This window comes from Pseudoalteromonas sp. TAP-3C (assembly GCF_059888565.1).
Genome location: NZ_CM187618.1, coordinates 2,847,778 through 2,873,729, shown reverse-complemented (window position 1 = coordinate 2,873,729; position 25,952 = coordinate 2,847,778). Strand labels below are relative to the sequence as shown.

General features: G+C 40.0%; 25 protein-coding genes and 1 tRNA gene. 22 read left to right on the top strand and 4 right to left on the bottom strand.

The window, feature by feature from the left end:
* Positions 1-119 precede the first annotated feature (119 nt).
* From AC6H44_RS13490 to AC6H44_RS13460, 7 genes are all read left to right on the top strand, one after another.
* Positions 120-2,354, top strand: a complete 2,235-nt coding sequence (locus tag AC6H44_RS13490; RefSeq protein WP_500736116.1) for an ABC transporter permease subunit — start codon at positions 120-122, stop codon at positions 2,352-2,354.
* Positions 2,355-2,369: 15 nt separating this feature from the next.
* Positions 2,370-4,019, top strand: coding sequence for a phosphate ABC transporter permease PstA (gene pstA / locus AC6H44_RS13485; RefSeq protein ID WP_500736114.1), 1,650 nt, complete (start codon positions 2,370-2,372; stop codon positions 4,017-4,019).
* Between the two features lie 19 nt (positions 4,020-4,038).
* Positions 4,039-4,866 carry a phosphate ABC transporter ATP-binding protein PstB gene (pstB, locus tag AC6H44_RS13480; protein WP_500736113.1) on the top strand — a complete coding sequence of 276 codons (828 nt, stop codon included), beginning with the start codon at positions 4,039-4,041 and terminating at the stop codon, positions 4,864-4,866.
* A gap of 35 nt (positions 4,867-4,901) precedes the next feature.
* Positions 4,902-5,606, top strand: a complete 705-nt coding sequence (phoU, locus tag AC6H44_RS13475) for a phosphate signaling complex protein PhoU (protein ID WP_500736112.1) — start codon at positions 4,902-4,904, stop codon at positions 5,604-5,606.
* A 146-nt stretch (positions 5,607-5,752) separates the two neighbouring features.
* Positions 5,753-6,427 carry a TIGR00153 family protein gene (locus tag AC6H44_RS13470; protein ID WP_500736110.1) on the top strand — a complete coding sequence of 225 codons (675 nt, stop codon included), beginning with the start codon at positions 5,753-5,755 and terminating at the stop codon, positions 6,425-6,427.
* A gap of 39 nt (positions 6,428-6,466) precedes the next feature.
* Positions 6,467-7,735 (top strand): inorganic phosphate transporter, encoded by a 1,269-nt coding sequence (locus AC6H44_RS13465; protein ID WP_500736109.1) that lies wholly within the window; start codon positions 6,467-6,469, stop codon positions 7,733-7,735.
* A gap of 81 nt (positions 7,736-7,816) precedes the next feature.
* Positions 7,817-8,734: a hydrogen peroxide-inducible genes activator gene (locus tag AC6H44_RS13460; RefSeq protein WP_500736108.1), complete on the top strand. Its 918-nt coding sequence runs from the start codon at positions 7,817-7,819 to the stop codon at positions 8,732-8,734.
* A 51-nt stretch (positions 8,735-8,785) separates the two neighbouring features.
* Here AC6H44_RS13460 and AC6H44_RS13455 read toward each other — a convergent pair whose 3' ends face one another.
* Both AC6H44_RS13455 and AC6H44_RS13450 read right to left on the bottom strand, forming a co-directional pair.
* Positions 8,786-8,989, bottom strand: a complete 204-nt coding sequence (locus AC6H44_RS13455; RefSeq protein ID WP_500736107.1) for a hypothetical protein — start codon at positions 8,987-8,989, stop codon at positions 8,786-8,788.
* 187 nt (positions 8,990-9,176) lie between these two features.
* Complete coding sequence (locus tag AC6H44_RS13450; RefSeq protein ID WP_500736106.1) at positions 9,177-11,708, bottom strand: two-component system response regulator; 2,532 nt, start codon at positions 11,706-11,708, stop codon at positions 9,177-9,179.
* Positions 11,709-11,976: 268 nt separating this feature from the next.
* Between AC6H44_RS13450 and queA the strand changes: the two genes are divergently transcribed.
* The 6 genes from queA to AC6H44_RS13420 all read left to right on the top strand — a co-directional run bounded on the left by queA (position 11,977) and on the right by AC6H44_RS13420 (position 19,389).
* A complete protein-coding gene (gene queA, locus AC6H44_RS13445) occupies positions 11,977-13,008 on the top strand; it encodes a tRNA preQ1(34) S-adenosylmethionine ribosyltransferase-isomerase QueA (RefSeq protein ID WP_500736104.1) in 1,032 nt (343 codons plus the stop codon).
* Between the two features lie 139 nt (positions 13,009-13,147).
* On the top strand, positions 13,148-14,275 hold the full coding sequence (gene tgt, locus AC6H44_RS13440; RefSeq protein WP_500736103.1) for a tRNA guanosine(34) transglycosylase Tgt: 1,128 nt from the start codon (positions 13,148-13,150) through the stop codon (positions 14,273-14,275).
* Between the two features lie 28 nt (positions 14,276-14,303).
* A complete protein-coding gene (gene yajC / locus AC6H44_RS13435; RefSeq protein ID WP_500736101.1) occupies positions 14,304-14,639 on the top strand; it encodes a preprotein translocase subunit YajC in 336 nt (111 codons plus the stop codon).
* Between the two features lie 19 nt (positions 14,640-14,658).
* Complete coding sequence (gene secD / locus AC6H44_RS13430; protein WP_500736099.1) at positions 14,659-16,518, top strand: protein translocase subunit SecD; 1,860 nt, start codon at positions 14,659-14,661, stop codon at positions 16,516-16,518.
* 9 nt (positions 16,519-16,527) lie between these two features.
* Positions 16,528-17,475 (top strand): protein translocase subunit SecF, encoded by a 948-nt coding sequence (secF, locus tag AC6H44_RS13425; RefSeq protein ID WP_500736097.1) that lies wholly within the window; start codon positions 16,528-16,530, stop codon positions 17,473-17,475.
* 132 nt (positions 17,476-17,607) lie between these two features.
* Positions 17,608-19,389, top strand: coding sequence for a bifunctional diguanylate cyclase/phosphodiesterase (locus AC6H44_RS13420; RefSeq protein ID WP_500736096.1), 1,782 nt, complete (start codon positions 17,608-17,610; stop codon positions 19,387-19,389).
* Between the two features lie 67 nt (positions 19,390-19,456).
* Here the strand turns inward: AC6H44_RS13420 and suhB are convergent, their stop codons facing one another.
* A complete protein-coding gene (gene suhB / locus AC6H44_RS13415) occupies positions 19,457-20,260 on the bottom strand; it encodes an inositol-1-monophosphatase (protein ID WP_500736095.1) in 804 nt (267 codons plus the stop codon).
* A 235-nt stretch (positions 20,261-20,495) separates the two neighbouring features.
* On the opposite strand from suhB, the gene AC6H44_RS13410 reads away from it, so the two are divergent.
* The 6 genes from AC6H44_RS13410 (at position 20,496) to AC6H44_RS13385 (ending at position 23,332) form a co-directional block, all read left to right on the top strand.
* Positions 20,496-20,912 carry a VOC family protein gene (locus AC6H44_RS13410; protein ID WP_500736094.1) on the top strand — a complete coding sequence of 139 codons (417 nt, stop codon included), beginning with the start codon at positions 20,496-20,498 and terminating at the stop codon, positions 20,910-20,912.
* A gap of 183 nt (positions 20,913-21,095) precedes the next feature.
* Positions 21,096-21,665, top strand: coding sequence for a BON domain-containing protein (locus AC6H44_RS13405; protein ID WP_500736092.1), 570 nt, complete (start codon positions 21,096-21,098; stop codon positions 21,663-21,665).
* Between the two features lie 65 nt (positions 21,666-21,730).
* Positions 21,731-21,889: a YqaE/Pmp3 family membrane protein gene (locus AC6H44_RS13400; protein WP_500736091.1), complete on the top strand. Its 159-nt coding sequence runs from the start codon at positions 21,731-21,733 to the stop codon at positions 21,887-21,889.
* A 284-nt stretch (positions 21,890-22,173) separates the two neighbouring features.
* Positions 22,174-22,250 (top strand) — tRNA-Ile (locus tag AC6H44_RS13395).
* 405 nt (positions 22,251-22,655) lie between these two features.
* The gene (locus tag AC6H44_RS13390; RefSeq protein ID WP_500736090.1) at positions 22,656-22,961 is read left to right on the top strand and encodes a type II toxin-antitoxin system RelE/ParE family toxin; all 306 of its coding nucleotides are present in this window, start codon (positions 22,656-22,658) and stop codon (positions 22,959-22,961) included.
* A 71-nt stretch (positions 22,962-23,032) separates the two neighbouring features.
* On the top strand, positions 23,033-23,332 hold the full coding sequence (locus AC6H44_RS13385; protein WP_500736089.1) for a HigA family addiction module antitoxin: 300 nt from the start codon (positions 23,033-23,035) through the stop codon (positions 23,330-23,332).
* A 118-nt stretch (positions 23,333-23,450) separates the two neighbouring features.
* Here AC6H44_RS13385 and AC6H44_RS13380 read toward each other — a convergent pair whose 3' ends face one another.
* Positions 23,451-23,780, bottom strand: coding sequence for a 5-carboxymethyl-2-hydroxymuconate Delta-isomerase (locus AC6H44_RS13380; protein ID WP_500736087.1), 330 nt, complete (start codon positions 23,778-23,780; stop codon positions 23,451-23,453).
* Between the two features lie 233 nt (positions 23,781-24,013).
* On the opposite strand from AC6H44_RS13380, the gene AC6H44_RS13375 reads away from it, so the two are divergent.
* Genes AC6H44_RS13375 through AC6H44_RS13365 form a run of 3 tightly spaced genes read left to right on the top strand, consistent with a single transcriptional unit; the run spans position 24,014 to position 25,947 of the window.
* Complete coding sequence (locus AC6H44_RS13375; RefSeq protein ID WP_500736086.1) at positions 24,014-24,484, top strand: CreA family protein; 471 nt, start codon at positions 24,014-24,016, stop codon at positions 24,482-24,484.
* Positions 24,485-24,487: 3 nt separating this feature from the next.
* Complete coding sequence (locus tag AC6H44_RS13370) at positions 24,488-25,318, top strand: hypothetical protein (protein WP_500736085.1); 831 nt, start codon at positions 24,488-24,490, stop codon at positions 25,316-25,318.
* A 2-nt stretch (positions 25,319-25,320) separates the two neighbouring features.
* On the top strand, positions 25,321-25,947 hold the full coding sequence (locus AC6H44_RS13365; RefSeq protein WP_500736084.1) for a LysE family translocator: 627 nt from the start codon (positions 25,321-25,323) through the stop codon (positions 25,945-25,947).
* The last annotated feature ends 5 nt before the right edge of the window (positions 25,948-25,952 follow it).

The following is a 25,952-nucleotide window of genomic DNA, read 5'->3' as shown; positions in this document are numbered from 1 at the left end:
ACGGGCAATTACACACACAAAATACGTTTATACGATTTATATTAATTATTACGACTGTAACATTACTGTCACTTTGATGAAATATAATGCGCGCAACGTTAAGATATAAGGGTGTTTTGATGACTTCAAATCCGAATAAACCGACTTTTAATACGGATCGAAGCCGGTTATTTAAAGATCGGTTTGCCCAGTTTGGCATAACTGCAGGCGGTATCATGGTATTAATAGCCCTGCTATTAATCTTTTTTTACCTTCTTTATGTAGTACAACCAATTTTTGAATCAGCTAAAGTTGAAAAGCGCGATAGCTTTAATGTTGCTCAAGCTGAGCAAGTATTAGGGTTAGGTGTTGAAGAACAAACTGAGGTTGCCTATTTGCTAGACCGCCAAGGTCAAGTTGATTTTTACAGTGTTGAAAAACAAAATTTTGGCAAAAAACTTAAAACCCTTGATATAACGCTTCCAGCAAACGTTACTAGTTTTGCTAAAAGCGCTCCTTTTCAAGGGCATTTCGCTTATGGCCTTGAAAACGGTAGCGTTGTTATTGTTGCGCCAAAATTTTTAGCCACCTATCCTAACAATAAGCGAGAGCTGACACCTCGTTTAGCTTATCCATTGGGTGAGAAGGCGTTAGAAGTTGATGAACAAGGTGCTGCCATTAAGCGTTTTGCCTTTAGCCATTACGAAGATAAAACAGCCGTTGTTGCACTCACTGTCGATAAACGCGTGGTATTTAGTAGTTTTGTAGCTCAAGAAAACATGTTTACTGGCGAAGTTGAATGGCAGGTTGAGCGCACTGAGCTTAATATTGATGGCCGTGTTGATGAGTTATTAATATCGCCCGATACTACCCGTACATTTGTTCGTTCAGCGAATCAAATGCATGTATTTGACACTCGCTACCCAAGTGAAGTCGAGCAAATTCAATTATTATCTGCCAACGAAGAAAACGCCAATATTGTCTCATCACAACTATTAGCGGGTGCCAATTCATTATTGCTTGCTAACGATAATGGTGAAATTTCACAGTGGTTTGAAGTTAATACTGACTCAGGGCGTGAGTTTCAAAAAATTCGCGCATTTGAAACCAGCAAACAAAGTAAGCTAAATATAGCGACCGAGTTTTACCGCCGCACCTTTTTTACTACAGGTCAAAACGGCGAGCTCGGTGTCTACTATACAACTAGTGAGGCTAAGTTATGGCAAGGTAAAGTGAGTGAAGGCGAGATTAAAAACTTTGCTATTGCCCCGCGCGCAAATGCGGCGTTAATTTTAGCCGATGATAAGCTAACGGTTTTAGAGATTGAAAACGAACACCCTGAAGTAACTTGGTCGGCGCTTTGGCAAGAAGTTTGGTATGAAGGTTATCCAGAGCCGGGCTATACTTGGCAATCCACCTCGGCCAGTGACGACTTTGAATCTAAATTTTCACTAGTACCTATTTCATTCGGCACTTTAAAAGCTGCGTTTTATGCCATGTTATTTGCCGTGCCTATTGCTATTTCGGCCGCTATTTATACCGCTTACTTTATGTCCAGTGGTTTACGTAAGGTAGTTAAACCAACAGTTGAATTAATGGAAGCGTTGCCTACGGTTATTTTAGGGTTTTTAGCTGGTTTATGGTTGGCTCCTTTAATTGAAGAGCATTTGCCCGCTATTGTGGGATTACTTGTGCTGTTACCACTTGGTATTTTAGCAACGGCATTGGGGGTAACCAATTTACCCGCAGCAATTAAAAATAAAATCCCTGAAGGGGCACACTCAGTCTTATTAATTCCAGTGGTACTGTTTATAGGCTGGCTGTCGTTTGCAATGAGTGAGCGTATAGAGCTTTGGATGTTTGATGGCAATGTACGTCAATATTTAACTAATGAATTAGGAATGACGTTCGATCAACGCAACTCACTGGTGGTGGGTATAGCGATGGGCTTTGCGGTAATACCCACAATTTTTTCAATTGCCGAAGATGCGGTATTTAGCGTGCCTAAGCATTTATCAAATGGCTCGTTAGCGCTGGGTGCGACGCAATGGCAAACGTTAGTTAAAGTAGTATTACTTACAGCCAGTCCTGGTATTTTCTCTGCGGTTATGATGGGGTTAGGGCGTGCCGTAGGCGAAACCATGATAGTACTAATGGCAACCGGTAACACACCAATTATGGATTGGAGTATTTTCCAAGGCATGCGTACTTTAGCCGCTAATATTGCCGTTGAAATGCCAGAGTCGGAAGTGGGGAGTTCGCATTATCGAATTTTATTCTTGGCAGCCTTTGTATTATTCATATTCACCTTTATTTTTAACACCGTTGCTGAATTTGTTCGTCAGCAGTTGCGTGAAAAATACAGCTCAATGTAAGTGGAGAAACACGACATGGTAAAACAGTGGTTTAGGTCTGGCTCTCCTTGGATTTGGATGACCGGTGGTGCTGTAAGCATCAGTTTAATTTCAGTTATTGGCTTATTAGCCATGATTTCTTGGAAAGGGTTAAGCTTTTTTTGGCCTTCTCAGGTAATGCAATACGAGCTTGAAGGTTCAATTGCTAAACAAACCGTTATAGGTGAAATTTACGATCGTGAATTAGTGCCTAAGTCGCGCTTAGCAGCAACCGGTATTGATGTTAGTAAATTTGAAAAAGACGAGATTGAGCGTTTACTAATTAAAACCGGTAATCGTGAATACGTTGACTTAGATTTTCGTTGGATACTTGAAACTGACATCACTCAAAGCGCAGCACCACAAGGGTTAGCAGTATTTGAGCGTAGTAAAAATGGAAACTTTTACGGTTATGTAGAGAGCGTAATTAAAGATGGTGAAACGCTAACAACAGATAAAGTTGAAGTTTTACATAAGCTTGTAGAGCGAGCAGTTGATTTAAATAATGAGGCGCTGGATTTACAAAATGGTGATATAGGCCACATAAACTACTCGTTAGAGCGTTTACGCTTACAAGAAAAAGCTTATTTACTTGATAACGAGCTAACCGACGAGCGCGTTGCAGAGCTTGCCAAAGCACGCGCTGATTTACGTGCGCAATACGGCGAGTTAGAAAAACAGTTATTTGCACTGCGCAAGCAGGCTAAACGCGACCAAGTAACCGTAAAAGATATGCGTGGTGAAGTAGTGACAATCCCGCTGTATCAAGTGCTGGATGTGTGGTTTCCAAACGATATGGGCTTTTTTGCTAAATTAGGCCATTATTTTATTCAGCTTGGTAAGTTTGTTTCTGACAATCCTCGCGAAGCGAACACCGAAGGCGGTGTATTCCCTGCCATTTTTGGTACTGTGTTTATGGTTATGTTGATGGCGGTGATTGTGACGCCATTTGGTGTAGTCGCGGCGATTTACTTGCACGAATACGCGGCTAAAAATGCAATAACCAAAATGATCCGTATTGCCGTTATTAACTTAGCCGGTGTGCCATCTATTGTGTATGGTGTATTTGGTTTAGGTTTCTTTGTGTACATGGTTGGTGGTAGTGTTGACCAATTATTTTACCCAGAGTCATCACCAACCCCTGTGTTTGGTACGCCTGGTGTTATGTGGTCGGCACTGACCTTGGCCATATTAACTTTACCAGTGGTAATTGTGTCAACCGAGGAAGGGTTGTCACGTATTCCAAGCACAGTGCGCGATGGTTCATTAGCACTCGGTGCAACTAAGGTTGAAACGCTGTGGCGTATTATTATTCCTATGGCAAGCCCTGCCATTATGACCGGTTTAATTTTAGCTGTTGCGCGTGCTGCTGGTGAGGTTGCCCCACTTATGCTAGTTGGTGTGGTAAAAATGGCACCCACGTTGCCGCTAGATGGTAATTTTCCGTATATACATTTAGATAGAAAGTTCATGCACTTAGGTTTTCATATTTACGATGTTGGCTTCCAAAGCCCGAACGTTGAAGCGGCTCGTCCGCTAGTATATGCAACGGCCTTTTTGTTGGTATCGGTTATTATTACCCTTAACATCACAGCCATTGGAATACGTAACCACTTACGTGAAAAATTCAGATCGCTTGAGCATTAATTTAGTATAGGTAACAAACATGATTACAGTCGCTCCACAAGTAAACCAAGCAAAGCCAAGCTTGAAGTTAGATTTAAATAATTTAACCGACGAACAAACAGCGCTAGAGATTAAAGATCTCAACCTTTACTACGGTGATAACCAAGCACTGAGTAAAGTTAATATGAACATACCAAAAGGCCAAGTAACGGCGTTTATCGGCCCGTCGGGGTGTGGTAAATCAACCTTATTACGCTGTATTAACCGCATGAATGATTTGGTCGACAACTGTCGTACCGAAGGTGAAATATTATTGCATGGACAAAATATCTACGATAAGAGCGTTGATGTTGCTGCGCTGCGTCGTAATGTAGGTATGGTGTTTCAGCGTCCAAACCCATTTCCTAAATCAATCTATGAAAATGTAGTGTATGGCCTTCGTCTTCAAGGGATTAAAGAAAAGCGTAAGCTCGATGAAGTGGTTGAGCAATCATTACGTGGTGCAGCATTATGGGATGAAGTAAAAGACAGGCTTCATGACAGTGCGTTTGGCTTATCGGGCGGTCAGCAGCAGCGTTTAGTGATTGCCCGCTCTATAGCAATAGAGCCCGAGGTGTTATTACTCGATGAACCAACATCAGCCCTTGATCCCATATCTACTTTGGTAATTGAAGAGTTAATTAATGATTTAAAAAATAAATTTACTGTGGTTATTGTGACACACAATATGCAACAAGCAGCACGTGTATCAGATCAAACTGCATTTATGTATATGGGAGAGCTCATAGAGTATTCTGATACTAATACTTTATTTACTACGCCGGCGAAGAAAAAAACCGAAGATTATATTACGGGACGTTACGGTTAAAATGCTAAAGCAATAAATTATTTAAGAGAATCATTATGGAACATAATATTAGTAAACATATTTCTGGTCGTTTTGATCAAGAGCTAGAAAAAGTGCGTAATCACGTTTTAAGCATGGGCGGACTTGTTGAGCAACAGCTAAATAGTGCGCTTGATGCAGTAAGCGAAAGTGATGCAGCGCTTGCGCAAAAAGTGCGTGAGAACGATTATAAAGTCAATGCAATGGAAGTGAGTATTGATGAAGAATGTACTCGTATTATTGCTAAGCGCCAACCGGCGGCCAGCGATTTACGCCTAGTGATTGCAATTGCTAAAACCATTGCTGATTTAGAAAGAATTGGTGATGAAGCAAAGCGTATTGCTAAAGTTGCACTGGACTCATTCACTAAAGATCAACAGCATTTATTGGTTAATATTGAAAATATGGGGCGGTTAGTGTCACAAATGCTACACGATGTGCTTGATTCATTTGCTCGAATGGATGCGCAATGTGCGTTTAAAGTACACAAAGAAGATGCCAAAATTGACCGTGAGTATGAGGCCGTCACTCGTCAAATAATGACGTATATGATGGAAGATCCGCGTTCAATCCCCAAAGTAATGGATTTAATATGGTCAGTTCGTTCATTAGAGCGTATTGGCGATCGTTGTCAAAACATTGCTGAATACGTTATTTATTTTGTACATGGCAAAGATATTCGTCATACATCTCAAGAAGATATTGAAAAATCGTTAAAATAAAACAAATCAATAACGAATAAGAAAAAGCGGCTTATGCCGCTTTTTTATTTTTGAAGATGCAATTGCACAATAAAAAGCGTTCACAATCGAGTTTAATGCTGTAAAATCCGCAAAAATAGCACGTTAAATTGATTAAAGGGTTAGTTATGCCAACCAACTTTTTAGGGGTTTTTGCTAAATCTCCTATCAAACCAATTGAAGAACACATAATAAAGGCTCATCAAGCGAGTAAAACTTTGATACCTTTTTTTAATCATGTTTTTAAAGAAGAATGGCAACAAGCTGAAGAGCTGCGTTTAACTATTCGTAATTTAGAGCGTGAAGCGGATGAAATGAAACGTAATATTCGTTTACATTTACCGGGCGGATTATTTATGCCGGTAGAGCGTACCGACTTGCTCGAATTAGTAACCCAACAAGACAAAATTGCGAATAAAGCAAAAGACATTGCTGGGCGTGTAATTGGTCGTGAGATGATCATACCAAAAGAGATTCAAGTAGACTTTTTGGCCTATGTGACACGCTGTGTGGATGCAACTAAACAAGCCTCTAAAGCGATTAATGAGTTGGAAGAACTATTAGAAACGGGCTTTAGAGGCAGAGAAGTAACGCTCGTTGAAAAAATGCTCGTAGAATTGGATGCTATAGAACAAGACACGGATGAAATGCAAATCAAAATACGCCGCGCGCTTCGTAAATTAGAAGGTGAGCTTAACCCCGTTGATGTGATGTTTTTATACAAAATCATTGAATGGGTTGGTGAGCTTGCTGATATTGCAGAGCGCGTAGGGTCTCGTCTTGAGCTGATGTTAGCTCGTTAATTTAAAATCAGTTCAAATACGAAAGATTAGGGTTATACAATGGATATCATTGAATCTTACGGCACGCTATTAATTTTAATTGCCGCTGCAGTCGGTTTTTTTATGGCTTATGGTATTGGCGCAAACGACGTTGCCAACGCGATGGGTACATCGGTAGGGTCTAAAGCACTGACGATTAAACAAGCGATTTTTATCGCTATGATTTTTGAGTTTGCAGGTGCTTATTTAGCCGGTGGTGAGGTTACATCAACAATTCGTAAAGGGATTATTGATGCTGCACCATTTGCCGACATTCCTGAACTGATGGTTTTAGGTATGATTGCCTCTTTATTTGCAGCGGGTGCTTGGCTGCTTATTGCTTCGTTTTTAGGCTGGCCGGTTTCGACTACGCATTCAATCATTGGTGCAATAATAGGGTTTGCTTTAGTTGCTGTTGGTAGTGAGGCTATTCAGTGGGTTAAGGTTGCTGGTATTGTAGGTAGTTGGATTGTTACCCCTGCTATTTCTGGCTTTATCGCCTATTTAATATTTATGAGCGCACAAAAACTGATTTTTGATACTGACGCTCCGCTTAAAAATGCCAAACGCTTTGTGCCTTTTTATATGGGATTAGCAGGCTTTATTATGTCGCTTGTGACGATAAAAAAAGGGCTTAAACATATTGGTATAAATATGGGGGCTGTTGAGGGATACGCACTTGCTGTTGCTATTGCTGTGGTTGTAGCAGTCATAGGTAAAATTGCCATTGCTCGGCTAAAAATAGACCCCAAAGCAGATAAAGAAATGCAGTTTAATAACGTAGAAAAAGTATTTGCTGTGCTTATGGTGCTGACTGCGTGTTGTATGGCGTTTGCTCATGGCTCAAATGACGTTGCTAATGCTATTGGACCCCTTGCTGCTGTTGTTAATATTGTTGAAAACCATGGTCAAATAGCTAAACAAGCTGTGCTTGCATGGTGGATTTTACCTTTAGGTGGCATTGGTATTGTTGCAGGCCTGGCTATTTTAGGTAAAAAAGTAATTAAAACCATAGGTGAAGGCATTACCCATTTAACACCTAGTCGTGGTTTTGCTGCTGAATTAGCCGCTGCATCTACCGTTGTTATTGCATCGGGTACGGGGTTACCAATTTCAACAACACAAACCTTGGTGGGCGCGGTGTTGGGTGTTGGTATGGCACGTGGTATTGGCGCACTGAATATGGGTGTTGTAAGAAACATTGTAGTTTCTTGGGTAATTACATTGCCAGTTGGTGCTGGTCTTGCTATTGTTATTTTCTACTTATTAAGAACCGCTTTTGGTGTTTAATAAAAACGACTTAAAAGACTTTTAGCTTGAAAAGATCTCAACTCCCTTGGTGTTGGGGTCTTTTTATTTGTGGAAAGAAAAATGACTAACCTTCCTAGTATTAAACAGTTGCAGTATTTGTTAGCTGTGCATCAACATCAACATTTTGGCCGAGCAGCAAGTGCCTGTTTTATAGGTCAATCAACCCTGAGTACCGCAATTCAAAATTTAGAAGAGACCTTAGGGTGTCAGCTGATAGAGCGAGAAAATCGCAGCCTAATGTTTACCACTATTGGTGAAGAGGTGGTTGAGCGCTCAAGAAAAATCATTAACGATACCATTAGTTTAAAAGAGCTAACTAAAAGCTTTTTAACACCCCTTAGCGGTACATTAACGCTTGGCGTTATTCCAACCATTGCTAGCTTTATTGCAGCCCCCCTTTATCATTTTTGTCAGCAAACATTTGTGGATTTAGAATTGGTATTAATTGAGGATACCAGCGATAAACTACTTGATAAGTTGGAGCATGGTCAGATTGATTTAGCATTATTAGCGCTGCCCTACGAAACAGATAAATTTCATACTCAAATATTGGCCCAAGACCATTTTAGCTTAGTGCATCACAAAGATTACACACCAGCAAAAGACATAGAGGATTTTAACTTACTGCCTGAGGCGAGTGTATTTTTGCTTGAACGTGAGCATTGTATGACAGGTCATGCGCTTAGTGCATGCCATTTAAGTCGAGCCAGTTGTATTAACCCATTTGAAGCCGCGAGCCTGCATACTTTATTGAGTATGGTGGAGTACAAACTTGGTGTGACGTTTTTACCGCAAATGGCAATTAATGCCGGAATTTTAGACAATAAAAATATGGTAGCAACGCCATCGCAAATTGATGCTTATCGTGACATTGGTGTGTTGTGGCGTAAAACCACAGGCCGTATTCGCGACTTTAAATTGTTTAGCCAGCAGTTAGAGATATTTTTAAAAAAACAGTGTAGTGCTGATTTTAAATAACCTAAAAAAGCCTATTACGCAGTAGATTAATAGGCTCAATAACACAGGGAATTAAAGTGGTTGTTTATGTTGGCCGTGATAGTTTTCTAAAGGCGGCAAAAAAAGTAAGTAAACCCATACAACCACATTGAAGTAAGGCACGAGTCCAAGCACTGTAAAGGTTTTTACAGGGTAGCCTTTAACCTGTGCATACTTATAACATTGCAGTGCAATAGCAAAGTGTATAAACAATAATAATGTAATTAGTTGCATCATAAATATCCACCCTATATCTATATGTCGAGCTTTAAAAGCATAGCCATCTAGACGATGAGAAATAAAGATGTCATGTAAAATCAAGGTAATCACTTAATTTTAATGACATTATGCTAAGTGTGATCAAAGTATAGGTTAGATTGGTAAATTTGGTAGTAATAAAATGTTTAAATTTGTTGGTTGATGTTTATCCCGACGTGAGGGAATCTTGATAAAAAACAGGGTTGTTCTTTATTTTTTCTAATTCATTCAATACGTTATCAATAGAGACTGGGCGGGCAATAAAATAACCTTGGCCATAGTCTATGCCAATTTCTTTGAGTGCAAAAAATACCTCTACTGTTTCTACATACTCGGCAACAGAGCGCTTGTTAAGCGACTTACTAATGTCATTAATGGCTTTTACTAAGGCTAAATCAATAGAGTCATTGAGCATATCACGTACAAAGGAACCATCAATTTTTACATGTTGTGCTGGAAGTTGTTTTAAATAATTAAAGGTACTAAACCCAGTGCCAAAGTCATCAATTGAAAAATGACAGCCTAAATTATTCAGCCGTTCAATCATTTTACGCGTAGCTGCTAAATTATTAACGCTGGCTGATTCGGTTATTTCAAAAATAATCCTTGTAGGGGACACATTATATTTTTCAAGGCTTGACTCTATTAGCGGTAATAAACGTTCATCTAAAAATGACTGTGCCGATAAGTTTATTGCAACTTGAAGTAATTCAGGATGCGCAGCAACACTGGCAATGCTGTTACGAATAACACACTGATCCATTAAAAAGGTGTCGTTTAGCATTTCCAATGAGGGAATAAATTGATTAGGGTAAATAAGCTCGCCATCAAGCTTTAATCTAAGTAGCACTTCAAAGTAAGCGACTTTATTGGCTTTAAAATCCCAAATGGGTTGATAATGAAGCTCTATACTATCTTGTTGCAGTGCTTGGCGCACGCCGTGCCCCCATTCTAAGCCGGTTTGTAATGCATTGTTTTCACCATCTAGCTTTGAATAGCAATGCACTAGGTTACGCCCTAAGTTTTTAGCGATATATAATGCAATATCTGATTGCTTTAAACATTCATTGGGGTCGCAGTTATCGGCGGTAATTTGTGTTAAGCCAATGGAGCAACTAATAGAATAAATGTGCTCTTCAGATTTGAATTGGTTTGTTTCAATAGCACTACAAATTCCCTCTGCGATTAAATGGGCGTCTAATAAATTGGTGTTTTTGAGGATCACCGCAAACTCATCGCCACCTACGCGGCAGATCAGGTGCTCATTACTAATATTGGCAATAAACAATCGAGCAACCTCTTTTAGAACAATATCACCTTGTTGATGGCCCTTACTGTCGTTTATTATTTTAAAGTGATCAAGGTCAATATAAATAAGCGCATGTTCAATATTTGAATGCGTATTGGCTGATTGGCAAATGTAATTAAGCTGTTGGTCAAAGTAATAACGGTTATGTAAGCCGGTTAAAGTGTCATGCAGTGCTAAATGGCGCAATTGTAGCTCTGCTTGTTTGCGCTCTTGGATATTATCGAGCGTGGCGGTAATGGTGGCGTTGTTATTGCTATTTTTTATTAGCTGCAGCCGACATTCCACCCATACTGAATTGCCATTTTTTTGATGCAGTTTAACTTCTATTTTTTGTTTATTTGCGCCGCCTTGCAAAATATCATTAATAGTCGATTGTAAAGACTGTCGATACTGCAAGGTACAAAACACAGTTAATGGCTGTTGTAAGGTCGATTTAACTCCAAAACCACTTAAAGACTCCCAAGCAGGATTAATAAAGCGAATATTGCCTTGTTGGTCTAGCTCAAGCACAACGGTATTTAGGTGTAATAAAATGCGCTGATGTGCTGAAAATAGGTCGCGGTACTTTATTTCGCTAACACTTAATTGTTGCACTTTATTAGCAAACTCAGCATAACTGACCATGAAATCTTCGCGACGAGCGGCATGATCACACACTTTATTTAGTAATGAAGGCTCATAAGGAGCGCGGATAAAGTCGGTAACGCCTGACAGTAATAATTGCTCTGCATAATCAGCATCGTTCTTATCAATAATAGTTACAATGGCTTGCTGAGGGTTGTGTTGCAGTATTTTTTCGACTAATTGATTTGAACTTTCAGCTTGCGCTGCAGTGGCATCAAGCAGCACGATGGAAAAAGACTGCTGATTATAAGCACTTAGCGCATTTTTTTCGTTGGTTACATGAGTAATAGCAAAGTTAAGCTTTAATTGCTCACTCATATCGTTGGCCCTACTGGCAAAGGGCTCTAATAACAACAGGTTTAAACGGCTACTTTTTTCTAAATGACTCGACAACACATTTGCTAGTATCTGCGGCAGCATATGCTGGCGCTCAAAAGGCAGTACCGCGTCTATGCCATAACTGCGTGCGGTGGTTTCGGCGATACGCTCACAATAAATAGGCGGAATAAGCAAAATAGGGGTGTTTTTAGGCGTTTTTAAAAGACCAGAGCGGATCATACGAGAAAAACGCCAGCCATCAATTTTTCCTACATCTAGACCAGTTATAATGATGTTTACGCTTTGATTTTTTAATATTTTTAATGCGTCTTGGCTATCTGAAGCTTCTAAAAACTGAAATACATTAAGTCTCTCTAACGTGGCACGAATAGCCTGGCGCTCATCATTACTTGCATTTAATATTAGTAATTTAAGCTGTTTTGCCACGTAGGTATCACTCCAAAAATTTCGATCATAACTAATAAGAATAATGATATTTCCCTCTAAGAACAAGCGTATTTATAGGGGGATTTTAAATAACTATAACAATTTATATTTAGCGGTAGTTTATAGCAACAATGACCTTAGTTTCATTTTTAAATAAGCTGCGATTAATTATATATACTGTCATTGTAGCGGAATTTAGCACACACCTTGTGGTTGTTTGGGTATAGTTATAAACTTGGCGCGAATTTAACTGATGTGGAAACCTAACATGCGCGTAGCTGATTTTAGCTTTGATTTACCTAATGAATTAATTGCTCGTTTTCCTAAAGCAGATAGAACGAGTAGCCGTTTACTGAGCCTAGACGGGTCAACTGGAGAAATTGAGCATAAAATATTTAGTGACATACTTGAACTTGTAAACGAAAACGACTTACTGGTTTTTAACAACACCAAAGTCATACCTGCGCGTATGTTTGGTCAAAAAGAATCTGGCGGTAAAGTTGAGGTACTCGTTGAACGCGTATTAGACGAACACCGTGTACTTGCGCATATTCGCGCCAGTAAATCGCCAAAGCCGGGTAATGTACTCATTTTAGAAGGTAAAGCAAAAGCCATCATGGTAGCGCGTCACGATACCTTGTTCGAGCTTGAGTTTGATCGTAGTGAAAATGTGCTCGACATATTAAATGATGTGGGTCACATGCCACTTCCTCCGTATATTGACCGCCCAGATAACGACGCCGACCGTGAACGTTACCAAACGGTATATGGCGAAAAGCCAGGTGCTGTGGCCGCACCTACTGCGGGGTTACACTTCGATACTAAGCTAATGACTGCGCTTAAAGACAAAGGCGTGCAAATGGCATTTGTAACTTTGCACGTTGGTGCTGGCACCTTTCAGCCTGTAAGAGTGGAGAGTGTTGATGAGCACATCATGCACTCTGAATATATTGAAGTACCGCAAGAGGTGGTTGATGCGGTTGCAAGCACCAAGGCCAAAGGCGGGCGAGTCATTGCCATAGGTACTACCTCGGTACGTTCGTTAGAGTCGGCGGCAAAAATACATGGCGGTAAGCTAGCGTCTTACTTTGGCGACACAGACATTTTTATTTTTCCGGGTTATCAATTTAACGTCGTTGATGCCATGGTAACTAACTTTCATTTACCCGAATCAACCCTGATCATGTTAGTCAGTGCTTTTGCAGGACAAGACAATATTATGGGGGCCTACAATACTGCGATTGAACAACGGTATCGCTTTTTTAGCTATGGCGATGCGATGTTCTTAACTCGTAAATAATTTGCAGCGCAACTTCTTTTTATTTTGCTCCTAGGTAGAGTGAATTTATCTCTGCTAATAGTAATGGGGTATTAAAAAGGGTAGAATCGAGCGGTTAAATTATAGCTTGTTGGACTGTTTTTCCGACACAGAGGATATTATGAAATTTGAATTAGACTGCACCGATGGTAAAGCGCGCCGCGGCCGCTTGATTTTTGACCGAGGCGTAATAGAAACACCGGCGTTTATGCCGGTAGGTACTTATGGCACGGTTAAAGGTATGACACCTGATGAAGTAAAAGCAACCGGTGCACAAATATGTTTAGGCAATACATTTCACTTAATGTTGCGCCCAGGTACTGAAATCATCAAACAGCATGGTGATTTACACGACTTTATGAACTGGGATTTCCCAATTCTAACTGACTCAGGCGGTTTCCAAGTATTTAGCCTTGGTGCTATGCGCAAAATCACTGAAGAAGGGGTGATGTTTCAATCGCCGGTTAATGGCGACCAAATCATGATGTCGCCAGAAAAGTCAATGCAAGTACAGCGTGACTTAGGCGCTGATATCGTGATGATATTTGACGAGTGTACGCCATACCCTGCCACTGAAAAAGAAGCCAAAGATTCTATGGAGCTTTCTCTTCGTTGGGCTAAACGTTCAAAAGAAGGGCATGGTGACAATCCATCAGCATTGTTTGGTATTATTCAAGGCGGTATGTATCCTGAGCTTCGTGCGCAATCACAAGCGGGCCTTGAAGACATTGGTTTTGATGGTTATGCACTCGGTGGTTTATCGGTTGGTGAGCCTAAACATGAAATGATTAATATTCTTGATCATTGTGCTTATAAAATGCCAGAAAATAAACCGCGTTACCTTATGGGTGTCGGTAAGCCAGAAGATTTAGTTGAGTCGGTACGCCGTGGTATAGATATGTTTGACTGTGTAATGCCCACACGTAATGCACGAAATGGTCATTTATTTATCACCACAGGTGTGATTAAAATTCGTAACGCAGTGCATAAAACAGACACGGGTCCACTTGACCCTGAATGTGATTGCCATACTTGTAATAATTACTCGCGTGCGTATTTGCATCATTTAGACAAATGTAACGAAATTTTAGGAGCACGACTAAACACTATCCATAACTTACGATACTATCAACGAGTTATGGAAGGTTTACGTAATGCGATTAGCGAAGGTAAACTAGACGAATTCGTTCAAGATTTTTATGCTTGTCGCGGCCAAGATGTGCCAGCGCTAGCTGATGTAACAAATTAAAATTTAAAATTAAAGAGGAAGTATTACTATGAGTTTATTTATTTCAAACGCACATGCAAGTGCTGGTACATCTGCTGTTGGCGGCGGTATGGAAATGCTAATTATGTTAGCGATTTTTGGTTTAGTTTTTTACTTTTTAATTTACCGCCCGCAAGCTAAGCGTGTAAAAGAGCATAAAAGCTTAATGAGCGCGATGGCTAAAGGTGATGAAGTACTTACCCAAGGTGGTTTAGTGGGTAAAATAGTTAAAATTGCTGAAGATAAAGATTTCATCGTGATTTCGTTAAACGAGCAAGCAGACGTCACCGTTCAAAAATCAGCCGTATCTGCTGTATTGCCAAAAGGCACTATGAAGTCGCTATAAAAATAATAAGGATGACCCTGTGTTAAACAAGTTTCCAGTTTGGAAGTATTTACTTGTTTTAGCTGTGTTAGCCATTGGTCTTTTATATGCTTCACCAAACTTGTATGGCCGTGATCCGGCCATACAAGTTTCTGGCGCTAAAGGGACAGATGTTGATCTCAGTGTTGTAGACAAAGTAAACGCAATCCTCAAAAAAGATAACGTAAGCGCGAAATCGACAAAACTTGAAGACGGACAAATTCTCGTTCGTTTTAAAAATGTTGAAGATCAGTTAAAAGCGCAAGACTTATTACGTAACTCGCTCAGTAAAGATTATATTTCAGCTATTAATATGGCGCCTGCGCAGCCGGCTTGGTTAAAGTCGCTGGGTGGTAACCCAATGAAACTAGGTTTAGATTTAAGTGGTGGTGTTCATTTCACCATGGAAATCGATATGGTGACGGCGGTTGATAATCAGTTAGAGCAAATGGAGCAAGATTTTCGTAGCGATTTGCGCGAAGAAAAATTGCGCTATCGAAGTGTTCGTCGTGTAGCAGGCTCTGAGCGTATGCGTGTAGAAATGCGTAACGAAGAAGATAAAGACGCTGCAGAGCGTTTTTTACAAAGCCGCTACCCACTGAACGTTTATATTGATGACAGCAGTAACGATAACGCATTTTTTGCCACCATGAGTGAGCAAAAACTTAAAGAAATTCGTGACTACGCAATCAAACAAAACGAAACTATTATTCGTAATCGTATCAACCAAATTGGGGTGGCAGAGCCAAACGTACAGCGTCAAGGAGCTGAGCGTATTATTGTGCAACTACCCGGTATTCAAGATACTGCCCGCGCTAAAGAGATTTTAGGGGCAACGGCAACACTTGAGTTTCGTGAAGTTGATGAAAATGCCGATTTAGGCGCCGCTGCTCAAGGTCGTATCCCGCCGGGTACTGAGATGATCATGAGCCGTGACGGTTATCCGGTGGTGCTTAAAAAACGTGTTATTTTAGGAGGTAGCCATATTACAGGTGCACAATCTGGCGCCGATGAATATCAACGCCCACAGGTAAGTATTAAACTTGATAGCAAAGGCGGGGCAAAAATGAATGCCTTCACCAAGCGTGCTATTGGTAAACGTATGGCGACCGTGTTTATTGAGTACAAGCCATCAGGGAAAAAAGACAGTGACGGTAAAGCACTTCCGCCGATTAAAGTGGAAGAAGTGATTAATGTGGCAACCATTCAAGCGCGCCTTGACCGCTCGTTCCGTATTACCGGAATTGATAATCCCGCTGAAGCACATAACTTAAGTTTACTGCTACGTGCAGGTGCATTGGTAGCGCCTATTCAAATAGTAGAAGAGCGCACGGTTGGGCCAAGCCTAGGTCAAGAAAACATTGAAGCGGGTATGACCGCTGTTGCCCTTGGTTTTGCATTTGTACTGGCCTTTATGCTTATTTATTACAAAGGCTTTGGCTTAGTTGCTAATATCGCACTGGCTGCCAACTTAGTACTTATTATTGGGGTTATGTCGTTAATTCCAGGTGCAACACTTACTTTACCGGGTATCGCAGGTATTGTATTAACCGTGGGTATGGCTGTTGATGCGAACGTACTTATATTTGAACGTATTCGTGAAGAGCTGGCCGATGGGCGTAGCCCGCAACAAGCTGTTCATTTTGGTTACGATAGCGCTTTTAGCACTATATTTGATGCCAATATCACCACATTAATCGCGGCGATTATCTTGTTTGCTGTTGGTACTGGTCCTGTTGCAGGCTTTGCGGTAACCCTAGCCATTGGTATTTTAACCTCCATGTTTACAGCGATTGTAGGTACCCGCGCGGTGATCAACCTATTTATTGGTGGTAAACGTGTTGATAAACTTTCAATTTAAGGAGCAGACATGCAAATTTTAAGATTGGGTGGAAAAACCCTTCGTTTCATGTCTCTTCGAAAAGTGGCAATGGGCTTTTCGACGTTATTAATTATAGCGTCGCTTGCGTCACTTTTTGTTAAGGGCTTAAACTTTGGTTTAGACTTTACTGGCGGTACAGCGGTTGAGGTGGGTTTTTCACAGCCTGCTGATCTTCAAAAAGTGCGCAGTGTATTAGCAGAAAATGATTTTGCTGATGCATCAGTGCAGCTTTTTGGTTCAAGCCAAGAAATACTGGTGCGTTTAGCGCCTCGTGGTGATGATGTAAAAGCAGAAGTGATTGGCAACCAAGTGATTGCAGCGCTTAAAAAAGCTGATGACAGCGTAGTGATGCGTCGTATTGAGTTTGTAGGGCCAAGTGTAGGTGAAGACTTAAAAGAGCAGGGTGGCCTTGCGATGTTAACTGCGCTTATCTGTATCTTAATTTACGTGGCGTTTCGCTTTGAATGGCGCTTTGCTGTGGGGGCGGTAGGTGCGCTTTTACACGACGTTATTATTACGATTGGTTTGTTCTCTGTACTTGGTTTAGAGTTTGACTTAACTATTTTGGCAGCAATACTCGCCGTAATTGGTTACTCGCTCAACGATACTATTGTTGTATCTGACCGTATTCGTGAAAACTTCCGTAAAGTACGTATTGACGACACTGTTGAAATTATTGACATTTCGCTTACGCAAACACTTAACCGTACTTTAGTAACATCAATTACTACTATTTTGGTATTAATTGCGTTATTTGTATGGGGCGGCCAAACGATTCATGGTTTTGCTACGGCACTATTATTTGGTGTGTTTATTGGTACTTATTCGTCTGTTTATATTGCCAGCTCAGTGGCTATTGCCATGGGTGTAAGCAAAGAAGATTTAATACCAGAAGTCATTGAAAAAGAAGGGGCTGATTTAGATCCAATGCCTTAATTGGAATTAAATTGCCTTGTGAGAAAACCGCTCCTTGTGAGCGGTTTTTTGTTGGCTATGCTGATCTGCAGCACAATTGTCATATTTTGTTGATATTTTGCTGCTCTTATTTAATTCTGATAAGAGCTAGTAATGCCAGAGCAACGCAAAGCCTTAGTATCAATTTTACAGCAAGGAGCAATAACAACCTTGTTCCAACCTATTTTTGATATAGCTAAGCAATCTATTATTGGTTATGAGGCACTGAGTCGAGGTCCAAAAAATAGTTTATTAGAAATGCCAAACACACTATTTGAAACGGCTCATAAATATCAACTCATTTCAGAGCTTGAGCTTCTATGTCGCTCTCGTGCCATTGAACGATTTGTGAAGTTAAACCTTTCGGGTAAATTATTCCTCAATGTCAGTCCTAAAATTTTACTTTATTCTAGCCACCCTAAAGGTGAAACCCTACATTTAATTAAACAGTTTGGTCTTGCTGCTAATCGAGTAGTGATTGAGGTAACCGAGCAAGAAAAGGTAGATGATGGCTTTTTACTGTTAAAAACGATTGCTCACTATCGAGAGTTAGGCTTCACTATTGCTATTGACGACCTTGGAGCGGGTTATTCGGGCTTAAAACAGTGGTCACAGTTGTGCCCCGACATTGTAAAAATAGATCGTTATTTTATTGATCATTGTGATCAAAGTGAGGTTAAAAAAGAGTTTTTAAAATCAATTATGGTTTTAGCGCGCGCTACAAATACAATCGTTATTGCTGAGGGGGTTGAGCGCGCAGAAGAACTAAAACTAGTACAAAGTATAGGGATTAGCAATGTTCAGGGATTTTTACTAGAAAGACCCAGTCAGCAACCAAGCTATGACTATAACTCTAAGCTATTACAGGCAATTACATTTACCCAGTCATCGGCAAAATTTGAACAGTCACTGGTTATAGGTGTCCTTGCTGTTACACAGCTTGCAATTAGCAGTCACACACGCTGTAAAGAAGCCCATGCGCTGTTTGAGCAAGATAAAAGCATAATTAGCCTACCCGTTTTAGATAACAGACAACAGCCAATAGGCCTGTTACACAAAGATCAGTTAACAGAGGTATTTGCAGCGCCTTATGGGCATGCGCTTTATGATAAATATGAAGTAACAGAGCTAATGGATAAACAGCCATTAGTGGTTGATGAAAATCAAATGCTTGATATTGTCTCTCAGCAAATAACAGAGCAAGATTTTGATATTCGTCGTCATATTGTTATTACACGTAACAATAAATATTTAGGCTTAGCGCCGCTCAGAGATATACTAAAGCACATTACAGCAGAAAAAATTCGTCATGCCCAACATGCTAATCCGCTTACTATGTTGCCAGGTAATGTGGCCATTAGCGAAGTAATAGAACAGCGACTGCGCAATAAACAGCCATTCTCATTAGCGTATATAGACTTAAATCACTTTAAACAATTCAATGATTTATACGGTTATGCCAGTGGTGATAGTGTTATAAAGTTACTGGCCGATGTGACTGTAAAAGCGTGTTCGCAAAGCTCTAACTTTGTAGGACATATAGGCGGTGATGACTTTATGGTGGTGTTTGAACAAAAAGATGCTGTTGAAGTTTGTAATAAGATCATTGCGCAATTTGAATTGCAGTCGCGGGTATTTTTTACACCAGAGCACATTGCAAGAAAAGGGTATTGGGCGACTAATCGCGAAGGCGAAAAGCAGTTTGTTCCTTTGCTTACATTATCTATAGGTTTGGTGGAGCCGGATCTGCAGCAATGCAAAAATAGCCATCAAGTGGCTGCACTAGCAACTGATGCGAAAAAGGAAGCTAAACGCTATAAACATAGCTATTTATTTATTTGTAAACGAAGAATGCCTGCAACTGCAGTGATACGGATCACTGCACAGGCTAAGTAAACTTTAATGCAGAGCAACTAAAAACAAAAAAGGAGCCTAAGCTCCTTTTTTAGCAATAATATTGCGATTAACGTAATAACGACTCAGATAATACAGGGCGCATTTCACGAACAATTGCTTGTGTTAGCTTAGGTGCACCACAAATAACGTTACCGCTCACGTTGTAGTTATTACCACCAGCAAAATCAACAACCATGCCGCCAGCTTCTTTAACTAATAGCTCGCCTGCGGCTGTATCCCACGGTTTTAAACCGATTTCAAAGAAACCGTCAACACGGCCTGCTGCAACATACGCCATATCAAGCGCTGCAGAACCTGCACGACGAATATCAGCCGTGTGTACAAATAAGGCTTTAAACGCGTCAGAGTAGGCATCTAAGTGGTGTTTTTGTTTGAAAGGAAAACCGGTGGCAAGTATTGAACCCGCAAGTTCAACGGTTTTAGATACGCGTAAGCGTTTGCTATTTAACTGTGCGCCTTGACCGCGAGAGGCAGTGAAAAGCTCGCCCCGAATTGGATCGTAAATCACAGCTTGGTCTAAACGGCCTTTAACTTTAAGTGCAATGGATACTGCGTAATGAGGAATACCCTTGATGAAGTTTGTTGTGCCATCAAGTGGGTCAACAATCCATTGGTAATCAGCATCTTTACCTTTGTGTTCGCCTAATTCTTCGCCAACAATGCAGTGATCAGGAAAGGAGCGTAAGATAGTGTCACGAATTACGGCTTCAGCTTCTTTATCAATGTTAGTAACTAAATCATTAGTGCCTTTTTGTTGCACTTCAACTTTTGATAAGTCTTCACTTGCACGAAGAATAAGTTTGCCTGCGTTACGCGCAGCGCGAACCGCAATGTTTAACATTGGATGCATGGTATTACCTTTGGGTTGTAAAAGAACGTTTATATATTTAAGCCGGCATATTTTAGCGGTTTTTGCCATAAAGTAAACCATAAAGCCTAAATACTTATGGGGGATTTTTGTACAGGTATGAACTTTCAATATATTTATCAAAATAAAAACGACAATAAATTTGTGGATTAGCGCTTTACCTAAAGTTAGCTTGAGGTTTTATGATGTTTCATACTCAATCAACAGGAAGAAAGTTATGAAATTAGAGCACGTGAATTTAGTTGTTAGTGATATAGACGCCATGCTTAAGTTTTACCAAGCAGCGTTTCCCTATTGGTCAATTAGAAGTGAGGGAGAAGGAACCTGGTATGGTAAACCAAGGCGCTGGGTACATTTTGGTGATAACGAGCAATATATTGCTATAAGCGATCACGGTGAAGGGAAAAACCGCGACCTATCAGGACATCAAATTGGTTTGGCACACTTTGCCTATGTAACCAATAACTTAAATGCAGTAATAGCGCGCCTAAAACATGCGGGCTTTGCAATAAGTAAAGAAGGTGCTGTGAATCCATTTAGAAAAAACATTTATTATATTGACCCTGCAGGGTTTGAAGTTGAGTTTGTAGAGTACATGAGTGATGTACCTAGTGAGCGAAATAACGACTTATAACCAAATATACAATTATTTAGTAAGTTACGCTATTTGAGAAACTTTTACTCAATAGCCTGTAAATGTTTACTTTTTAAGTTCAAGCTAATTAGCCCAAAATAAAGTTAAGTTATTGAAATTAAACTTTAATTAATTATGGCCCGATATTCGCATTACCCTAAGTCAACTAAAAGGAGAACGATTATGAAAGTATTTAATAAGTCTATGATTGCAGCCCTAGTGTTAGGAACAACCGCAATGGGTGCACAGGCAAGCAGCTGGGAAAACGAAAGTAAAGATGCTTGGATTGATGGAAAAGCAGAAACAGTACTGCTTATGAACACTAACCTAAACAACTTTGATATCAACACGGATGTGAAAAACGGCAAAGTAATATTGACAGGTAAAGTTAGTAGCGAAGTAAACAAAGAGCTAGCTGAAGAGCTTGTGCTAAGTTTAGACGGCGTAACGGAAGTTGAAAACAGTCTAACTGTGGTAAAAAATACCGACGCTAAAAAGCATGATGATAAGATGATGAGTAGCGACACGGAAAGTAATTTAACCGATGCTAAAATTACCACGGTAATCACTACGCGTTACTTATTTGATTCAGAAGTAAGCGGTACAGATATTGATGTAACTACCGATAACGGTGTGGTAACCCTCAAAGGGTCTGTGAAATCGAGTGCTGAAAAGCAGTTAGCAGTGAAAATTGCTAAAAATGCCAAAGATGTTCGCAAAGTTGTTGATAAGTTAACTGTTATTGCACAATAGTGCACTATACTAATAGCCCAGCCTTGCTGGGCTTTTTGCTTTGCTAACTTTAAAGGGATTAGATTATGGATATCATTAGAATTATTTTTTCTATTTTATTGCCACCGCTTGGCGTGTTTTTACAGGTGGGATTAGGCATGCACTTTTGGTTAAATATTTTGTTAACCTTACTCGGCTATTTCCCAGGGCTAATCCATGCGATTTATATTATTGCCAGAAAATAATGTCGTAGTGTAGCAGAGCACGTGATTCTGAGTTGCTAAGTGCCACCAAAGGTATGTATGTATGTATGTATGTTACTCAGGCTGCTATTCAATTAATGGATTCGATGCATAAAAGTCATCATCATTAAGTATTAAAGCCTACTATTTGAGCAGTTAGCCCCTTGATTGTTAAAATAAAGCTATTTGCTAGTGACAAGCCCATAAAAACTTTTTATACTGCAACCCGCTTTAGTCGCTCAGTGGCTAAACGCTTCAAAAATTAACTGTGTCAGTTATACAAAAATGGCCCCTTAGCTCAGTTGGTTAGAGCACACGACTCATAATCGTTAGGTCCCCAGTTCGAGTCTGGGAGGGGCCACCACTTTTCAAAGCTTTCCAAGTAAATGGCTACTAACAGAAATTACCCTGTGCTACTTTAGTGTAGCGGAAAACATCTCTATATGTTTGATATGATTAATTCCTCACCTTTTACAGAGCTTCACTTCTAATCAGAAAAGCTTGTTGCTATATGATTAGATATTGCTCATGATGCCTCATTTTGAAATAGCAACAAGGCAATATAATCACTAAAAACACGCATTGACAAGTGTAACGTTACGCGTTACCATTTTAATTAATCAGTGACTACATCCTCTATAGTGAAGGCTAAAAGCATAAAGTAATTCAATAGTTAGGCATTAGTTTGTTGATAAAACAATATAAAAAACCAATAAGGTAAAATTATGACTAATTATATAAATTATACGGAATGCGAAGGAGGTGTGGCATGGCAATTAAAAGTTTTAGACATAAAGGACTTAAAAGGTTCTTTTACGATGACAACCCAAGTGGAATTCAAAGCGACCACTTAAAAAAAGTTGGATATATACTAGATGCTATAGACTCTTCCCATCATCCTAAAGATTTGAAAGCCCTTTATAATAGTAAGTTTTCAGAGAAAAAAGGTTCAGGTGAAGGTGTTTTCAGTATTGAGGTTAATGGTAATTGGCGAATCACGTTTCAAATAAAAGATGATGGCGCCGTATTATTAGATTATCGTGATTATCATGGTAAAAACATCAAAGCAGGCTAGTTTTATCCATAAAAAGGCTGTTAATTACTTTAACAGCCCCTCCCCTAAATAAGGGAAATTTGGAGATTAAAATGAGACAAACTAGAAAACCATCACATCCTGGTGAGTTTTTCAAGTTCACCGTACTGGATGAAAGAGGCATATCTATTACTAAAGCCGCTGAATATCTTGGTATATCTAGAAAGGCGTTGAGTGAGTTTGTAAATGGTAAAGCAAAATGCTCTCATGCTATGGCTAGAAGGCTTTCTGAAGCTACAGGTACAGGAGTATCTATCTGGATCAACATGCAGGCAAAGTTAGATACTTGGGAGGCTGAAAATATGGTACTTCCTGATGGAGTAACAGCTATTCCTTCGCTAAAATATGCTTAACAGTAAAATTAAAAGCCAGCTAAATAGCTGGCTTTTAATTTTTAATTCTTATTTAAATTGTAGTATTGAGCTGGCTATTTTATCCTCAATACAAGTAAGCGATAAACTATAATTGCGGTTAATTTTTACGATAAATCTCGTGATCCATTTCGTAAATATTAACGCTCAAGCTGTCAGAATCTCTGCAATAGGTTTGCAAGCACGCGAGTAACTGCTCACTTAGCTTTTGCTTTTGCTCAATAGAACGCCCAGCCATAATATGCACCGCAATATGAATAAATCCATCTTTACCTACACCTAATTGATAATGCTGATATGCAATAGCACGGGTTTTTATTGTTTCTAAATCAAATAAGCCACTTTCAAATGTTGTAGTATGAATTTTTTCCACAAGAACTTGAGGTAATAAAGGCAGATCTTCTGAGTGTTCAATAATAACGTGCGGCATTTAGCGCATCCTCTTTAGGTTGGTTGATTCAATTATATCAAACGGGTTTGTACACGCTAACCCCATGGTGATTAATTTTTAAAATTATATTTATTACTTGTTTGTTCAGCTTATTGAAAATGAAGTCTTTAACACGTTGCAGTATTTAGTTGGCGGATAAAGTTTGTTTTATCGCGGTGAAAGCGTTTAGTATAAGATGTGACTTTAATTTTATTATGGATCAAGGGCTGACTATGAAGTATCTCAAAATAGGTGGACTAATTGCATGTTTAGCGGGGTTGAGTGGTTGCTCTGATGATGTTGCTTCAGTAAGTCTTGGGCTATTTACCACTAAAGATGTGGTGGTAAATTCTCAGCAAGACCCGTTAGTGACTGGGGTAACTTGTCATATTAGCCATATTGAGGCGAATTTAGACTTTTCAGATCCCTCAGATATGTCGATTGCGTGTCGTCAAACAGGGCCAATAACCGCAGATCAATTGCAAGCCATTGACCGCAGTAAGTCGGGTGAAGTGGTGTTTAAATCATCTAAGAGTATTTTGTTTAAGTCATTAAAAGTGCGTCGTATTTATGATGCTAAAGCACATACACTATTGTACCTATCGTACTCAACCAAAGAGTCTACGGGCAGTCATCATCATGCGCTCTCTACGGTGCCTTTATACAATACCCAAGCATGGCAATGGGCGAAAGGGCAAGAGTAATTTATGCTAACCTTATTTAAATCAAAGCCCTTATTGGCACAACAAGAGCAGCAATGGCTAGTTGATACTTTTATTTGGGCAGCAGAAAACTTTGATTTGGATTTTTTCACCAAACACAGCCAAATTATTTTGCCAACGGTTGAGTTTTTTCCTGACTCGGTTTCAAGTATTGAGGAAATGGCCAGTAAAGTGTTTGCCCGTGTAAAACACTATGCCGGCATGAATGAATGGCCGATAACCCTCGTTGCTCCACAACAACTTAAACCTCAGGTGTTTCCACATTTTGAATTTAGTCAGCGTTTACGTGGCGAGCATTGCCATTTAATCGTGCCACCAAGTCATACCATTAATGTGTCGTTTAACCCTAATCAAATTAATCAACCGCAGGATTTAGTGGCGAGTTTTGCCGGTACTCTTGCCACTATATTAATTCATCACGTGGGGGTATTGCCCCCTGGGGGTATTGCCCCCTGGGGGTATTGCCCCCTGGGGGTATTGCCCCCTGGTGGTAAAGACTATTTACCCCAAGCAACCGATGCTTTGGCGTGTTTTTTAGGTTTTGGGGTGATGATGAGCAATACCGTGTACCAGTTTAAAGGTGGTTGTGGCTCATGTTATAACCCGTATGCAAATCGCGAAGCAGCGCTCAGTGAAACGCATACCGTATTTATGCATGCGTTGGTGAGCTACTTTAAGCAAGATAAACACGCTAAAAAACACTTAAAACCCCATTTACGGAGCCAGTTTAAAAAAGCGCAAAAAGAAATAAAAGCTTTGATCAACCAATCAGCTAACCCATTGCTGTTAGCGTTTTCGCCAGAGCAAGCCCGTTAATTATGAACTACTTAGATGAATTTTTATTGATTGCCGCAGCTCACTTTTTTGCAGTGGCAAGTCCTGGGCCCGACTTTGCCGTGGTACTTAAACAAAGTGTACAACATGGCAGGCTAAACGCCTTATGGACAAGTGCAGGGGTTGGGGCAGCTATTTTATTACACATTGCTTATTGTGTATTGGGAGTGGCGCTTATTTTAACTCAATCCCCCTCGTTGTTTATGGCGCTTAAATACATAGCGGGGGGGTATTTAGCGTATTTAGGTGTGCAGGCGCTGCGCAGTGCTAAACCTACAAGTACGTCATCTGATGAGCCGCTTAAGCCTCCTCTTGCACCTGAACCAGCATGGCGTGCATTTCGACGTGGCTTTTTTACTAATGCACTGAACCCTAAAGCAACACTGTTTTTTATGTCATTGTTTACTTTAGTTATTAGCCCAACTACGCCGATAGTAGTGCAGCTAGGATATGGTGTTTATATGGCACTGGCTACGTGGGCTTGGTTTTCTATTTTATCGTTAATGTTATCAAAAGCACGCGTGCGTCATTTTTTTGAGCAAAGTGGTTATTGGTTTGATCGCGGCATTGGCATTATTTTAATCGCACTGGCTGTGCGAGTTGTTATTTAACTAAG

Bases quoted from the DNA above. Each gene is read 5' to 3' on its own strand.
- AC6H44_RS13490 (WP_500736116.1), top strand. From the start codon at position 120: ATGACTTCAAATCCGAATAAACCGACTTTTAATACGGATCGAAGCCGG.
- pstA (WP_500736114.1), top strand. From the start codon at position 2,370: ATGGTAAAACAGTGGTTTAGGTCTGGCTCTCCTTGGATTTGGATGACC.
- pstB (WP_500736113.1), top strand. From the start codon at position 4,039: ATGATTACAGTCGCTCCACAAGTAAACCAAGCAAAGCCAAGCTTGAAG.
- phoU (WP_500736112.1), top strand. From the start codon at position 4,902: ATGGAACATAATATTAGTAAACATATTTCTGGTCGTTTTGATCAAGAG.
- AC6H44_RS13470 (WP_500736110.1), top strand. From the start codon at position 5,753: ATGCCAACCAACTTTTTAGGGGTTTTTGCTAAATCTCCTATCAAACCA.
- AC6H44_RS13465 (WP_500736109.1), top strand. From the start codon at position 6,467: ATGGATATCATTGAATCTTACGGCACGCTATTAATTTTAATTGCCGCT.
- AC6H44_RS13460 (WP_500736108.1), top strand. From the start codon at position 7,817: ATGACTAACCTTCCTAGTATTAAACAGTTGCAGTATTTGTTAGCTGTG.
- AC6H44_RS13455 (WP_500736107.1), bottom strand. From the start codon at position 8,989: ATGATGCAACTAATTACATTATTATTGTTTATACACTTTGCTATTGCA.
- queA (WP_500736104.1), top strand. From the start codon at position 11,977: ATGCGCGTAGCTGATTTTAGCTTTGATTTACCTAATGAATTAATTGCT.
- tgt (WP_500736103.1), top strand. From the start codon at position 13,148: ATGAAATTTGAATTAGACTGCACCGATGGTAAAGCGCGCCGCGGCCGC.
- yajC (WP_500736101.1), top strand. From the start codon at position 14,304: ATGAGTTTATTTATTTCAAACGCACATGCAAGTGCTGGTACATCTGCT.
- secF (WP_500736097.1), top strand. From the start codon at position 16,528: ATGCAAATTTTAAGATTGGGTGGAAAAACCCTTCGTTTCATGTCTCTT.
- AC6H44_RS13420 (WP_500736096.1), top strand. From the start codon at position 17,608: ATGCCAGAGCAACGCAAAGCCTTAGTATCAATTTTACAGCAAGGAGCA.
- suhB (WP_500736095.1), bottom strand. From the start codon at position 20,260: ATGCATCCAATGTTAAACATTGCGGTTCGCGCTGCGCGTAACGCAGGC.
- AC6H44_RS13410 (WP_500736094.1), top strand. From the start codon at position 20,496: ATGAAATTAGAGCACGTGAATTTAGTTGTTAGTGATATAGACGCCATG.
- AC6H44_RS13405 (WP_500736092.1), top strand. From the start codon at position 21,096: ATGAAAGTATTTAATAAGTCTATGATTGCAGCCCTAGTGTTAGGAACA.
- AC6H44_RS13400 (WP_500736091.1), top strand. From the start codon at position 21,731: ATGGATATCATTAGAATTATTTTTTCTATTTTATTGCCACCGCTTGGC.
- AC6H44_RS13390 (WP_500736090.1), top strand. From the start codon at position 22,656: ATGGCAATTAAAAGTTTTAGACATAAAGGACTTAAAAGGTTCTTTTAC.
- AC6H44_RS13385 (WP_500736089.1), top strand. From the start codon at position 23,033: ATGAGACAAACTAGAAAACCATCACATCCTGGTGAGTTTTTCAAGTTC.
- AC6H44_RS13380 (WP_500736087.1), bottom strand. From the start codon at position 23,780: ATGCCGCACGTTATTATTGAACACTCAGAAGATCTGCCTTTATTACCT.
- AC6H44_RS13375 (WP_500736086.1), top strand. From the start codon at position 24,014: ATGAAGTATCTCAAAATAGGTGGACTAATTGCATGTTTAGCGGGGTTG.
- AC6H44_RS13370 (WP_500736085.1), top strand. From the start codon at position 24,488: ATGCTAACCTTATTTAAATCAAAGCCCTTATTGGCACAACAAGAGCAG.
- AC6H44_RS13365 (WP_500736084.1), top strand. From the start codon at position 25,321: ATGAACTACTTAGATGAATTTTTATTGATTGCCGCAGCTCACTTTTTT.